Genomic DNA, 13,021 nt, shown 5'->3' on the forward strand with positions numbered 1-13,021 from the left:
GGCATTAATGGGACAATCCGCAAAAACATGAAACCCCGCCATTCTTAATGGCGGGTCAAATTCTTATAGACGCGTCTTCTCATTCCAAGGAAAAGCAGTCCCAAAGGTGCGGGCCATTTCTTTGGATTTTCTTCGCCGTTCCTTTCGCAGTTCAGCCCGTCTCGGTCCTTCCTCATGCAGGAATTTCTCTTCGTCCGACTCGGGATAAACCGGCGGCACAGGGGTCGGACGGTTATCGTCCCCCAAGGCTACCATGGTGATGAATGCTGTGGTGCATACTTTCCGCTCACCTGTTGCCAGGTTCTCCGTTACAGCTTTCACGAAAATCTCCATCGAAGTGTTATGTGTCCAGGTGACGAACGCCTCCAGACAGATTGTATCCCCTTCTTTGACAGGGGCTAAGAAGTCAACCGAGTCTGTTGAAGCAGTTACAACAGGCCTCCTTGAGTGCCGTCTGGCAGCAATGGCAGCTACATCATCAATATGCGCCATCAACCTCCCGCCAAAGAGTGTTCCATGGTTGTTGGTATCAGGAGGCAGTACATGGGAATTTTTCACCGTCAATGAGGCTACACATGGTTTTGCTTCCATTCTCATCCTCTCCTTTATTGTAAAGCACATAAACTGCTGCTGTGAAAACAGCTATAAAATAGGCGATATCAATCGGGAAATCGACTCTTTAAAGCGAATCCACAGGGATCTTTGCAAGTATAGCTTATACGACAACTGGGTTGATTGCAGGATATCATCTTTAAATCTGCCGACCAGTTCCTCGGCAACCTTCTTGTCGTAGAGAAAGGCATTGACCTCGAAGTTTAAGCGAAAACTCCTTACATCAATATTGGCTGTACCGACGGAGGCTATTTTGCCATCAACGACGATTGTCTTGGCATGAAGAAACCCGTTTTGATATACATATACATCCGCACCTGCTTTCAATAACTCACCGATGTTGGAAAGTGTCGCCCAGTAAACAAACGGATGGTCCGGTTTACTAGGAATCATCACTTTGACATCAACTCCTGACAGCACTGCGATCTTCAAGGCGTCTGCTAGGCTGTCGTCCGGAATGAAATAGGGAGTTTGGATATAAACGTATTCCTTCGCCGACATGATCATTTTGATATAACCGTTTTTTATTTGTTCCCAGTCCGAATCAGGCCCGCTCGATACAATTTGGATTCCTACATCACCTGCAGGTTCAGCCATATAATACCTGTCTTCATAAAAAATATCATGCCGTGAAGCTTGATTCCAGTCAAGAATGAACCTCGTCTGCATATTACGGACAGCATCTCCGATTATTTTCAGATGGGTGTCGCGCCAGTAACCGAACTTTTTATTGTAGCCTAAATATTCATCACCAATATTGAAGCCGCCGATATAACCGATCTTGCCATCGATTATCGCCAGTTTTCTATGATTGCGGTAATTGATCTTCAAGTTGACCTTCGGAATGAACGGCGGAAAAAAGGCTTCTACTTCGGCTCCTGCCGCCCGAATCCGCTTGATGAATTTCCGGCTGAGTTCCCTTGATCCCATATCATCAAATAAAACGCGGACTTGAACGCCTTCCTGCGCTTTTCTAATCAGCACTTCTGCTAATTTCTGGCCGAGTTGATCATGCCTGATGATATAATACAGCAAATGAATATGATCTTCTGCATTTTCAATATCTTGTATCAAGGAATGAAACTTCTTCTCTCCATCAGTGAATACTTCCACTTGGTTATCCTGTGTGAAAATAGCGTCGTCATTTCGTAAATGTAAATAAAATAAATCTTTATAAGGCAAAAGGCTATTGTCTTTAAACTCGAAATTACCTTCTTCCAATGCCCGCAGCTGTGCTTGCACAGCAGTTTTGACACCTAAACGGCTCTTCGTATCCCATGTAAAAATCTTCTTATTGCTCAGTTTCCTGCCGAATATAAGATACAAAATGAATCCCGCAATCGGAATGAACAACAGGACCATCAGCCATGCCCATGTGGCAGTCGCATCCTTCCGTTCCAGAAAGACAATTGCCAGGGCCAGCAATATATTAAATATCAGTACAGTACTAACAATATAGGGAAAAATTGCGGCCATTGGTTCTCCCCCTCTCCAGTCATCCTTCGAAAGTATAACACTAATAACGAATAAATCGTTTGATTTTAGCTCTTATTCCTTCCCTTTTTCCCATCGCTTTCCTGCCATAAACCCTGCATACTCTCCACAGGCTTGAGCGAAAAATATAAAGGAAGGCCACAGGCTTTCATCAGCACCAGGAAAGGAGAAAGGATATTGGCTAAATATACGATTGCCGGTACAGATATAGACTTAGTTAAAAAGAAAAATCAACAATCGGGAATGTCTTATAATGAGGCAAAAGCCTTTATAGCAGCGACTACGGGAGGCCATGGAACGAGACGATATTCCAATACAGATCCAGGCCTTATCAAGGAAAAATTAAAACATTAATTGGTTCTAATTGCTTCAAAAGTTATGGCCTGTTCTGGATTGACCGGCATTGTTCCGTGCTGATAATCAGCAGAAACAGTGATATGGTCGAAGCCGGTGTTTTCAAGGATCAGCCGGAACTCTTCCACCCCGTACCATCTTAAAGAAAAAGGCTCGAGTTCGGTTTGAACCAGGCTCCCATCTCTCCACTTTTCATACCGGCCGTAGGAGAGGGTATATTGTTCAAGCATATTCACCTCGGCCAATGTGTCTTGTAAGGTAATCAGATCTCCTTCCTGTGTTTTCCAGGAGCGGTACTTTGTCTCTCCTATTCGGAAACTATCAGGAAGGAATAAATCCAGGATCAACCTGCCGCCAGGTTGCAGATGATTATAAAAATTGGTGATCGCTTCAATCGATTCAGCTCTGTCCTTAATCAACAGAAAAGAGCCGGCCGGAACAATAATTGCTTCAAAGGTTTTTGGGAGTTTAAAATCAACCATGCTTTTTTCATACAATTTTATGTCCAGGTTCCTTTCCCCGGCTCGCTCCCTGCATACTTCCATCATTTCTGTCGACATATCCAGTCCCTCGACATGCAATCCAGCCTCAATCAGCGGTATAAGGATTCTCCCCGTACCTGATGCGGGTTCAAGTATATGGCCACTTACCCCGGATAATCTCTCCTTGTAATACTCTACGTCCCCGAATGAATACCCCGTCGGTTTATCCAAATCATATACTTCAGTAGAAAGCTTTCCATAAAAGCTAGACATTCATTCCTCTCCCTTCCATAACTAATCCCCTTTTCCATCTTAACCCAACTCCCTGCAGCAACAAGACCGGATATATCTAATTTTTCAAAATTCATAGGTTAAAACAATTGATTTTTCCTCAGCCGACCTCTAAACTGATTCTATTCGTTTTATTATGCAAGCTGTGAGGAGGAACGTTTAATGGAAGTTCAAGATCAAAAAGCGGGTATCATCCTGACCGCAGCTTCCTATATTCTTTGGGGGTTTTTGCCAATATACTGGAAACTTGTCCAGGAAATTCCCGCCGGGGAAATTCTTGCACACAGGATTATCTGGTCGTTCGTATTTATGATCGCTTTGTTACTAGTACTGCGGAAAGTTCCTGCATTTTTCCAAGAAACAAAAATAATCTGGAAAGACAAAAAGAAACTTCTCGGCATTACTTTGGCTTCCCTTGTCATAAGCCTGAACTGGCTTTTATATATTTGGGCGGTCAACAGCGACCATGTCATCCAGGCAAGCCTTGGCTATTATATAAATCCGTTAATAAGCATATTGCTTGGAATGGCTGTTCTTAAAGAAAAACTGACAAAATGGCAGCTGATTTCCTTTTCGCTTGCCGCTATCGGTGTTGTCAATTTGACGGTCAATTTCGGCGTTTTTCCTTGGTTGTCAATTATGCTTGCCTTAAGCTTCGGTATATATGGCCTTTTGAAAAAAACGGTCAAAATCAGTGCAATGTTCGGACTTACCATTGAAACATTGATTGTATCACCTATCGCACTTATATATTTATCGATTGTTCAAGTCGGCGGAGGCTCCACTTATGAGCTGAACGGTACCTTGATGGCATTGCTCATCGGCGGAGGAGTTGCGACGGCGGTGCCGCTGTTATTGTTTGCAAGTGGTGCAATGAGAATCCCCCTTTCCATGGTGGGATTCCTTCAATATATCGCACCGACACTCATGTTGGTGATCGGAGTCTTTTTATACAACGAACCATTCACAAGAGCCCATATGATATCTTTCATTTGTATTTGGACTGCTTTAACCATCTATACCGTTTCCAGAATGAAATGGTTTCATCATTTGGAGAATAAATATTTTGTTCGAAAAAAATCATTCAACCATTAAATCCGAAGACGCACCAGCTTTTTTGAAAAAGCTGGTGTTTTTTGATGGAGAGAATAGTTTCTTTTTAATAACAAAGACTAGACATGTTGTTTCCTTTTCAAGGAACTAAATTACATTTTCTAGAGGTGAACATATGGGCATAATGAGCGGAAATCAAAAAAACCAACCGTTGCACTATGGTGAAGTATTTGGTATATGGTCTTTTTTGGCAGCTAATAAAGGGATGATAGCCGGTTACCAGACAATGGCAAACCATACCGGTGACAGGGATTTAAAAAAATATATCGAGGACACTATCCAAGCAATGAAACAGGAATCCGAGGATATTGAGGAAGTATTAAAAAACAACGGAATCGCACTTCCACCATCCCCTCCGGAAAGAGCAAAAGCGGCACTAGAACAGATTCCTCCAGGAGCTAGGTTCAATGATCCTGAAATTAGTGCTGCACTCTCCAGGGATGTGGCACAAGGGCTCGTCGCATGCAGTCAGGTGATCGGCCAGTGTATTCGCGAAGACATTGCTATGATGTTTGGCCAGATGCATATGAATAAAGCGCAAATGGGTGCAAAATTGCTAAGAATGAACAAAGAAAAAGGCTGGTTGATCCCACCTCCGCTGCATAACCAGAATTTTGAAGATTAATGTAGGGCAGTGAACATTTTTCCATCAGTCCGGTTGACGTATGGAAACCTTTACACTATAATCCAATAAAAGACTTTATTTTCTAAAAACTATATAGACTCTTATCACGAGCGGCGGAGGGACTAGGCCCGTTGATGCCCGGCAACCTTCAAGACAACTTGAAAAGGTGCCAATTCCTACAGATTTCAGATCTGGCAGATAAGAGGAGGTATGGACAACAGAACCCTCTTCTTAGAAGAGGGTTTTCTTATTTTTAGCAAAGGGGATTTCTCACGCCGGACTATGCTCCACCTCTATAAAAACGGATTTCCCTTAAAAACAGTTTAGGAGGAATTATCACATGGCCAATTTATTTCACCTGCAAGGACCAGAAACACAACTACTTCACGGAGGACAACTGCCAGACCCTTCCACAGGTTCAAGGGCTGTACCAGTCTATCAAACAACTTCTTATGTTTTCAGAGATACAGAACATGCCCAAAACCTGTTTGGTCTCGCTGAACCGGGCAATATCTATTCCAGAATCATGAACCCTACTGTCGACGCCTTCGAACAGCGTATCGCCCTTTTGGAAGATGGAGTTGCAGCTGTCGCCACCTCTTCCGGAATGGCAGCTATCACTCTTTCAATCTTGAACATTGCGGGTACAGGAGATGAAATCGTCGCTGACAGCAATCTATATGGAGGTACATACAACCTTTTTGTCAAGACACTTCCAAAGTATGGCATAAATGTTCGCTTTGTAGACGGAAGTGATCCGGAAAATTTCCGGACTGCCATCACAGAAAATACAAAGGCGGTTTTCGGAGAGATCATCACCAATCCTAGCTTGAATGTATTCGATGTCGAAGCTGTTGCTGATATAGCCCATGAAAATGGCATTCCTCTAATCATCGATAACACGTTCGCTACCCCATATCTTGCTAAGCCGATTACATTCGGAGCAGACATCGTTGTTCACTCGGCCACCAAATGGATCGGAGGTCACGGAACGACCATTGGCGGCGTCGTAGTGGATGGGGGGAGATTCGACTGGGATAACCCGAAATTCCCGGAATTCACCGAGCCGGATGAAAGCTATCACGGCCTCCGATACGCATATGATACGGCACCCGCAGCTTTCGCCACCAAGTTCCGTGTCCAATTATTACGGGATATCGGGGCATGCTTAAGCCCGCAAAATGCATTTTTACTTCTTCAGGGACTGGAGACCCTCCATTTGCGTGTCGAAAAACACAACCAGAATGCTCTTGAAGTAGCCGAATATTTAAACAATCATCCTTCCGTGGAATGGGTTTCTTATCCAGGTCTTCAGCAGCACCCTTCCCACCATTTAGCCCAGAAATATCTCAACGGCAAGTTCGGTTCCATCCTTGTCTTTGGAATTAAAGGGGGAAGGGATGCAGGTCGACAGGTCATCGATAATGTCCAACTATGGTCGCACGTGGCCAATGTAGGAGATGCCAAATCGCTGATCATCCATCCAGCTTCGACCACCCATCAACAGCTGGATGCCCAAGGCTTAAAAGAAAGTGGCGTGACAGAAGAATTGATCCGGCTATCAGTCGGCATTGAAACAGCTGCTGATATTATTCAGGATTTAGACCAGGCCATAGCGAAGGCTACAGGAAGCCAGGAAACAATCACTGACACGACTGATAAAGCGATCAAGTGGGCTCTCCACTCTCCATTTGCAAGGGAAGATGGGTTGAGGCAAAAAACGATTGCTGTGCTTGGAATCGAAAATGATCAGGACCAGACTACCTATCAAAAAGCGGCTAAGCTGAAGAAATTAGGCTTTAAAATCATTCCTGTAAGCAGTCAAGAGGACTCCATTCTTGGGGAACAAACAGTATCTAACTTAGATGCCATTGACGTAGAATTGGACATTGTCTACACAAGGAGCGAAGAGCTTGCCGAAACAGCTTTCCAGACAAGCGTTCCTGACACCAAAATCTTGTGGCTCGATACTGATGCGCTAAGTCTCGATCTTACTGACCAAGCCAGGGCAGCAGGTTTGGTTGTCGTTGAGGCCCAATGTCCATACCAGGAAGCATTGCGATTAAGAAATGCTACGTCCATTGCCGGAGCAGCTGCTGTTCAATAACTAAAAAAACCGTCCCCCAGTTTACGGGAGGACGGTTTTCCTTTTTAGGAATATCTTAATTCGTCGACAACATCTTTATTTTCATCCAAAATCATTAATCGGCTCGGCTTATTTTCTTCCGCCATTTTTTTGCCTTGTTCGATAGCATCGTCTTTCTTGCTGTATAAATCTGTTGGTGCGACGTCTTCTATTTTCACATACCAATTTGACGCGTCTTTATCTGGAGTAACTGTATATTCCTTCATCTTTCATCGCTCCTTTATTTCTTTTATAGAACTCTTCCCATCGAGATTAAAAACAAAACCTCTCATATGATCAGCCACTAATGACTTCTACAGGGTACTTAATAAACAGGCCTGATTCTATAACTCCTGGTATGGACTTTAACTCCTTTTCAAGTGTGTCCTCTATAATTCTGAACTGGACATCCAAAATGAAATTTCCTGAGTCGGTTATGACAGGCCCATCCTTTCCTTCAGCATTTCTAAGTTCAACTTTTTCAGCAGCCATTCTTTCAAGGGAAGAATCTACTACATGAATTGCCTGAGGATCTATCTCCAACGGTATAGAAAATTTGCTTCCTAACTGCTGGACGAATTTTGACTCATCAACAAGAATGTAATTTTCCGGTGAGCTTGTTAACACCAACTTTTCTACATACATCGCTCCTCCGCGTCCTTTAATCAAGTTATTGTCAGGGTCCACTTCATCCGCTCCGTCAAAAGCCCAATCCGGACGGGCATGCATCAGGTCTGTCACTGGTATTCCCAATGCGGAACAATTAAGAGCAGCCTCACGCGATGTAGGAATCGCAGTAATCTTTAATTGATCTTCTTGGACATGCTTACCGATTGCTTGAATGGCAAGGAAAGAAGTAGATCCAGACCCCACCCCTATTACATCTCCGTCGTTCACACGGTTTGCAATCCGGTCGGCCACCGCTTCCTTCTGACTTCTATTATCTATCCCCTCCAGTCTTTGTACTGAATTTGAAAGGGGATTTTTCCATTTCATATAAATCACCTCAAAAATATTTGTATTACCCATATACCCTGATGCCATCTTTTTCATTCCGTTATTTTCGCGCCTGGTCACCGCTCATCCAGTTGCCGCAAAACGCTTGAATACCATTACACCAGACAGCCGATATTTAGTAACAAAATTGACAGACAATATTAATATTACTAAAGGTTTAAGAGGGGAACTTATGTTAAAATAGAATATTAGTAGTACATTTTTCCGTTACAAGCAGGCTTAAAGAAGCATCTTGAACACGAAGGTGTTTTGGTTTAGTTAGTTAATACTGTTTCAACATAGAACTAATTATGATTTATATTAAAATATGCTGTTTTTTCGGCATAATATAATTTATAGAGATTCTGCCCATGAGTTTTTCATCCCTTTTTCAAGGGAATGAAACCATGTTAGAAATTTTATTAATTTTTTGGGTGTGATAATGATGCGCAAGAAACGTTACCTCATGATCATCTTAAGCGGCATCTTGCTTATTAGTTTGGCAATTCTCACTATTTATAGTATATATATCACTCCACAACCCTCTAAGACGGAGGTGAGTGTAAGCCCTTCGATTCAGGAGGATAGTCTCAAAGAAAAAGAAGAAATACCAGAGGACACCGAGTTGCAGGAAGGGGAAGGCAGCTCGGAAGGTGATGATATACCAATTACAGAGGAAATCAAGGAAAGGGTCTCCCAGGTCGTGGAAAGTGCAATTGGACTTTTTATTAAAAAGGACCTCGAGATAGTGGCCATCGGCGATTCCTTGACACAAGGTGTGGGAGATACCACCAACAACGGTGGATATGTGGGAATTATTGAAAACACATTGAATGATGGTGAAGGACAGCATGTTGAAATTTCCAATTATGGTAAAAGAGGAAACCGCTCTGATCAACTTCTAAAAAGACTTGATCAAACTGAAATAGCCGCTTCTATATCTGAAGCCGATCTTGTCTTAGTGACAATCGGCGCAAATGATATTATGAAGGTAGCAAAAAATAACTTTACTAATCTGGAATATGAACCTTTTATGAGAGAACAGGAACATTTCAGACAACGTTTAAGGAGTATTATCGATAAAATGCTTGATATGAATCCTGAGACAGAAATTTATTTAATTGGTTTTTATAATCCTTTTCAAAAATATTTTAGTGATATAGAAGAACTCAGCCAAATCGTAGAAGAATGGAACGGAACTAGCAGCAGCGTGGCGCTGGAATATGATCAGGTCCATTATATTCCAACCAGTGACCTCTTTCACAATGTGGAAGAAGATCTGCTCTATGAAGACAATTTCCATCCAAATGCAACCGGCTATAAACTGATGGCTGAAAGGGTATTGGAATACATTAGACCAGAAATAGAAAGAGCTGGAACGGATGAAAGTGAAGATGAATAAAGAGAATAGAATTAGGAACAAATGGAAACTGCTCTTTTTCAGCCTGCTTGGAATCAATATTGTGATACTGTTAATCTTGTTGTTCTTGATATTCATCCCTTCCTGGACTACTTCTAACATGGATTGGGAGGATATCGAACAGCAGCCCGGAGCTGAATTCACCATTCACTCCAGCAAGGAAAACTTAAGCGAACTCGTCAACGCATATATTGATGAAATGTTTAAGGATAACGAAGGAAACTATCAAGTTTCGCTGGAAGAAGAGGTGAAGATCACCGGTACATTAAAAGCCTTCAGTACTGATATCCCTTTTACCATCCGTATGGATCCAATCGTCCAGGAAAATGGAGATCTGGTACTGAAGCAAAAAGATATTTCGCTTGGGCTGCTTTATTTGCCGAACAGAAAAGTGCTGGAATACCTCAACAAAAGCTATCCGACTCCAGACTGGGTCGTAGTCAATCCGGAAGAAGAAACTATCTATATAGCTGTTACCCAAATAGATATCAAAAGTAATTTCAAGGTACGCGCCGAGAAATTTGATCTCCCGAACGATGATATTTCTTTCCGATTGAAAGTGCCTAATGAAACGCTTGGATTATAGAAAGAATTAACGATACTGTCGAGCGGCCATGCTTTCACCTACGAGAGCAGCCGCTTTTTTATTTCCTCCTGGCAGGTAATTGTTACAAAAGGCTGCTTTTAATAATTGAATTGATATTTATACAAGACCCTGTTTATAAGCATATATAGCAGCCTGTGTACGATCATGCACCTCTAATTTACTTAGAACATTGCTGACATGGACCTTGGCGGTTTTCAATGCAATGAACAATTGGTCAGCAATTTCCTGATTGGTTTTACCTTGGGCAATCAACAGCAGAATTTCCATTTCTCTTGCTGTTAATGACTCATGTGGCAATGTCTCTTTAGTTGAACGCATCCTGGCCATGACTTTATTGGTCACCTCAGGTTCAAAAACAGCTTCGCCTCGGTATGTAGCCCGAATAGCATTTGCAATATAACTTGCTTTGGAGGTTTTTAAGATATAGCTGGCAGCGCCTGCTTCAATCGCAGGATAAACTTTCTCATCATCTATAAAACTGGTAACCACCACAACCTTTGCTTCCGGCCATTCAGCGACTATTCTTCTGGTGGCTTCAATTCCATCCATCTCCTCCATGACCAAATCCATCAAAATCACATGTGGGCGAAGGTCCAATGCCAGTTCCACCGCACGCCGTCCATTTCCCGCTTCTCCTACAACCTCTATGTCAGGCTGTGTCGATAAAAAAGCACTTACTCCAATCCGCACCATTTCATGATCATCAACAAATAAAACTTTAATCATCATTATCACCCTCTATATCTATGATCGGAACCCTTACTTCCAATCTTGTTCCTTTGTCGGGCACACTCACTATTTTCACTGACGCCCCTATTTCCGAAGCACGTTCTTTAATATTCTGCAGACCATAGGAAGAACCCGATGGCTGTTCTTCAGACCGGAAGCCCACCCCGTCGTCCATGACTCGCAAAATCGCCATTCCTTCTCTTTCCAACAGCAACACATCCAAGGAATGCGCTTTTGCATGTCGAAGCGTATTGGATACAGATTCCTGCAAAATACGGAAAAGATGATCTTCTATTCCTCTTCTAAGGGATACCTCATCCATCTTCCATGAAATTTCAATCGGCACTTTTTGTTTTAATTCTGCCAACAGCTGTTCCATTCCTGCTTGGAGAGACTTATCCCGTAACGGAGCCGGACGTAAATGGAGAAGCAACGCCCTCATTTCCAACTGTGATTGTTGAATCATCGTTTCTACTTGCCTGAGTTGGGCAGAAGTAGTCTCTTCCATTCGATCGCTCATTTCATTGACAGCAGACATCATCATGGAGGCAGCGAATAATTCCTGACTTACAGAGTCATGAAGCTCTCTCGCCAGGCGATTCCTTTCTGCTGAAATGACCTGTTCGATTTTTTCTTCCTGGTCCTCCACCCTTTCCGTAGTCAGTTTTTGGGTGAGCTTCTTCTGAGTAAGAATATAGGTCTGGACATTTTCAATTTCAGCCCATAATTCATTCAGTTCCTCAAGGGAATGAACAGGGCTTTGCACCATTTTGTTTCCTTGTTTCAGACTTTTGATCGAAGCAGACAATTGCTCTATTTGCCTTCTCCAAAACAGCCCCTCGCTGATGCCAAATGCCGCCCCTGATAGCAAGCTCAGCAAGACAGCAAATACGGCAAAAGGAAGCTGCATCACTTTACGTTCCCACAAGGCAGTCCAATCATTTACCGGAAATGCGACAAAGAACACCGCCATCAGGGTAGCCAACATAAACAAGCCGAACACTATCCCCACTGCTGTCGAGCGCTGCACCACGGTTCTCATCCTCTTTTCACCTCTATCTTGCCAATCAGCATAGAAGTGTGGATTTTGACCCGTTGCTTAGAGGCTGCATATCCTTTGGTTTGCAAGTGGATGACTTTATTCCACGTATTGGTTTCTGAATGATCAAGAATGTCAGCAGAACCAAAAAAGGTGGAATGATGGACACTGAGCTCCATCTCATATGGCACGATAACTTGAATATTGCCGATGATATTTCTGATAAAGATGACAGCTTCACCTTGGGGTAAAACAGTATTGTTAAGGTCGATAATGCTATCGCCAATACCTACCTGAATATTTACATCCTGCCATTCATAGGAGCTGCTGTTCGTTTTTTGCTGCCCGAACCATTTGTTAGTAAATAAAATATCCTGTTTCACTGTCTGCTCGTCATCTCTGACGGCCGTGAAGACAGGGCGATGGTCGACGGGATTCTTTTTAGATCTGTACCATTTTAAGAAAATATATACAATTGCAGATAACAGGATGAATTTGAATGTATTTGTACTGATGATCGTAATGCCTAGAAAGAGGATTCCGCCCCAAAATAACAGTTTCCCGGTATTTTTATCGATCTTTTTTTTCCCGTAATAAATGCCAGCTGCACAAATTAATATGATGAAGAGAAGTCCGGAGCCTGCAAAGAACAGTTCAAAAATAAATATGACAATAGCAATCAATACAATCAAATCTAAGATGTCGGTATTTCTTCTATTTATCATATCTTTCTGTCTCCTCTTCTTTTGGGGTTGTCTGGTAATACCAGCAAAACGGATGGAAGACGCACATAATGTACGCCTTCTTCTAGATTACCATGAATGTTTATTTTCCGCATACTTAGTTATGTTGCTCCATTACTCGCACCATCGGGACTAACAAGGACTCGGTTGCAATAGAGGGAAATTGCGACATAGTGAAAATTCTACATTGTGAAGTTTTCACTCCTTCTGATGTTAGTTGAGTGCTAACCCAACGCTGCGGAAAAATACCAGTTTACGGGTTAAAAGATATTTTTCTACCCAAAATGCAGAAATCCCTAACAGCGGAGGCAGAACACGCAGACTCCTGCAGGAACAGCAAAGGTCTTCGATGGGGCGAGTAATCGCAGTCCCACGAGTCCGAAGACCCCGA

Annotated in this window: 14 protein-coding genes and 1 riboswitch; of the genes, 6 read left to right on the top strand and 8 right to left on the bottom strand. The window is 42.7% G+C overall.

Features of this window, described 5'->3' with window-relative positions; genetic code table 11:
• Positions 1–63: 63 nt before the first annotated feature.
• Entirely contained in the window at positions 64–591 is a 528-nt protein-coding gene (locus tag CZ434_RS13020; protein ID WP_077623542.1) for an acyl-CoA thioesterase, read from the bottom strand.
• A 51-nt stretch (positions 592–642) separates the two neighbouring features.
• Positions 643–2,088, bottom strand: coding sequence for a cardiolipin synthase (gene cls / locus CZ434_RS13025; protein ID WP_077623543.1), 1,446 nt, complete (start codon positions 2,086–2,088; stop codon positions 643–645).
• A gap of 195 nt (positions 2,089–2,283) precedes the next feature.
• Here cls and CZ434_RS13030 point away from each other — a divergent pair, with 195 nt between their 5' ends.
• Positions 2,284–2,460 (top strand): gamma-type small acid-soluble spore protein, encoded by a 177-nt coding sequence (locus CZ434_RS13030; RefSeq protein ID WP_179107268.1) that lies wholly within the window; start codon positions 2,284–2,286, stop codon positions 2,458–2,460.
• Here CZ434_RS13030 and CZ434_RS13035 read toward each other — a convergent pair.
• Positions 2,457–3,215 (bottom strand): class I SAM-dependent methyltransferase, encoded by a 759-nt coding sequence (locus CZ434_RS13035; RefSeq protein ID WP_077623544.1) that lies wholly within the window; start codon positions 3,213–3,215, stop codon positions 2,457–2,459. The genes CZ434_RS13030 and CZ434_RS13035 overlap by 4 nt on opposite strands.
• Before the next feature lie 180 nt (positions 3,216–3,395).
• On the opposite strand from CZ434_RS13035, the gene rarD reads away from it, so the two are divergent.
• From rarD to CZ434_RS13050, 3 genes are all read left to right on the top strand, one after another.
• Positions 3,396–4,328 carry an EamA family transporter RarD gene (gene rarD, locus CZ434_RS13040; RefSeq protein WP_077623545.1) on the top strand — a complete coding sequence of 311 codons (933 nt, stop codon included), beginning with the start codon at positions 3,396–3,398 and terminating at the stop codon, positions 4,326–4,328.
• 133 nt (positions 4,329–4,461) lie between these two features.
• The gene (locus CZ434_RS13045) at positions 4,462–4,971 is read left to right on the top strand and encodes a DUF3231 family protein (RefSeq protein ID WP_077623546.1); all 510 of its coding nucleotides are present in this window, start codon (positions 4,462–4,464) and stop codon (positions 4,969–4,971) included.
• 98 nt (positions 4,972–5,069) lie between these two features.
• Positions 5,070–5,176, top strand: a riboswitch (SAM riboswitch).
• 135 nt (positions 5,177–5,311) lie between these two features.
• Positions 5,312–7,078 carry a PLP-dependent aspartate aminotransferase family protein gene (locus tag CZ434_RS13050; RefSeq protein WP_077623547.1) on the top strand — a complete coding sequence of 589 codons (1,767 nt, stop codon included), beginning with the start codon at positions 5,312–5,314 and terminating at the stop codon, positions 7,076–7,078.
• Between the two features lie 44 nt (positions 7,079–7,122).
• Here CZ434_RS13050 and CZ434_RS13055 read toward each other — a convergent pair whose 3' ends face one another.
• A complete protein-coding gene (locus CZ434_RS13055) occupies positions 7,123–7,323 on the bottom strand; it encodes a DUF2188 domain-containing protein (RefSeq protein WP_077623548.1) in 201 nt (66 codons plus the stop codon).
• Between the two features lie 70 nt (positions 7,324–7,393).
• On the bottom strand, positions 7,394–8,092 hold the full coding sequence (rpiA, locus tag CZ434_RS13060; RefSeq protein ID WP_077625189.1) for a ribose 5-phosphate isomerase A: 699 nt from the start codon (positions 8,090–8,092) through the stop codon (positions 7,394–7,396).
• A gap of 445 nt (positions 8,093–8,537) precedes the next feature.
• Between rpiA and CZ434_RS13065 the strand changes: the two genes are divergently transcribed.
• Together CZ434_RS13065 and CZ434_RS13070 are read left to right on the top strand one after the other, a co-directional pair.
• Positions 8,538–9,494: an SGNH/GDSL hydrolase family protein gene (locus tag CZ434_RS13065; protein WP_245830985.1), complete on the top strand. Its 957-nt coding sequence runs from the start codon at positions 8,538–8,540 to the stop codon at positions 9,492–9,494.
• Complete coding sequence (locus CZ434_RS13070) at positions 9,487–10,098, top strand: YpmS family protein (RefSeq protein ID WP_245830986.1); 612 nt, start codon at positions 9,487–9,489, stop codon at positions 10,096–10,098. Before CZ434_RS13065 ends, CZ434_RS13070 begins: the two co-directional genes overlap by 8 nt.
• A gap of 117 nt (positions 10,099–10,215) precedes the next feature.
• On the opposite strand, the gene CZ434_RS13075 is transcribed toward CZ434_RS13070, so the two are convergent.
• Genes CZ434_RS13075 through liaF form a run of 3 tightly spaced genes read right to left on the bottom strand, consistent with a single transcriptional unit; the run spans position 10,216 to position 12,612 of the window.
• Positions 10,216–10,845 (bottom strand): response regulator, encoded by a 630-nt coding sequence (locus tag CZ434_RS13075; protein WP_077623551.1) that lies wholly within the window; start codon positions 10,843–10,845, stop codon positions 10,216–10,218.
• Positions 10,838–11,890: a sensor histidine kinase gene (locus CZ434_RS13080; RefSeq protein WP_077623552.1), complete on the bottom strand. Its 1,053-nt coding sequence runs from the start codon at positions 11,888–11,890 to the stop codon at positions 10,838–10,840. Before CZ434_RS13080 ends, CZ434_RS13075 begins: the two co-directional genes overlap by 8 nt.
• The gene (gene liaF, locus CZ434_RS13085) at positions 11,887–12,612 is read right to left on the bottom strand and encodes a cell wall-active antibiotics response protein LiaF (protein ID WP_077623553.1); all 726 of its coding nucleotides are present in this window, start codon (positions 12,610–12,612) and stop codon (positions 11,887–11,889) included. The genes CZ434_RS13080 and liaF overlap by 4 nt, the downstream gene beginning before the upstream one ends.
• Positions 12,613–13,021 lie beyond the last annotated feature (409 nt).

Origin of the sequence: Sediminibacillus massiliensis (genome assembly GCF_900156915.1) — a bacterium.
In the GTDB taxonomy this organism is placed as follows: domain Bacteria; phylum Bacillota; class Bacilli; order Bacillales; family Amphibacillaceae; genus Sediminibacillus_A; species Sediminibacillus_A massiliensis.

Coding starts and splice junctions, on each gene's coding strand:
- CZ434_RS13020 (WP_077623542.1), bottom strand. CDS start 591: ATGGAAGCAAAACCATGTGTAGCCTCATTGACGGTGAAAAATTCCCAT.
- cls (WP_077623543.1), bottom strand. CDS start 2,088: ATGGCCGCAATTTTTCCCTATATTGTTAGTACTGTACTGATATTTAAT.
- CZ434_RS13035 (WP_077623544.1), bottom strand. CDS start 3,215: ATGTCTAGCTTTTATGGAAAGCTTTCTACTGAAGTATATGATTTGGAT.
- rarD (WP_077623545.1), top strand. CDS start 3,396: ATGGAAGTTCAAGATCAAAAAGCGGGTATCATCCTGACCGCAGCTTCC.
- CZ434_RS13045 (WP_077623546.1), top strand. CDS start 4,462: ATGGGCATAATGAGCGGAAATCAAAAAAACCAACCGTTGCACTATGGT.
- CZ434_RS13050 (WP_077623547.1), top strand. CDS start 5,312: ATGGCCAATTTATTTCACCTGCAAGGACCAGAAACACAACTACTTCAC.
- CZ434_RS13055 (WP_077623548.1), bottom strand. CDS start 7,323: ATGAAGGAATATACAGTTACTCCAGATAAAGACGCGTCAAATTGGTAT.
- rpiA (WP_077625189.1), bottom strand. CDS start 8,092: ATGAAATGGAAAAATCCCCTTTCAAATTCAGTACAAAGACTGGAGGGG.
- CZ434_RS13065 (WP_245830985.1), top strand. CDS start 8,538: ATGCGCAAGAAACGTTACCTCATGATCATCTTAAGCGGCATCTTGCTT.
- CZ434_RS13070 (WP_245830986.1), top strand. CDS start 9,487: ATGAATAAAGAGAATAGAATTAGGAACAAATGGAAACTGCTCTTTTTC.
- CZ434_RS13075 (WP_077623551.1), bottom strand. CDS start 10,845: ATGATTAAAGTTTTATTTGTTGATGATCATGAAATGGTGCGGATTGGA.
- CZ434_RS13080 (WP_077623552.1), bottom strand. CDS start 11,890: ATGAGAACCGTGGTGCAGCGCTCGACAGCAGTGGGGATAGTGTTCGGC.
- liaF (WP_077623553.1), bottom strand. CDS start 12,612: ATGATAAATAGAAGAAATACCGACATCTTAGATTTGATTGTATTGATT.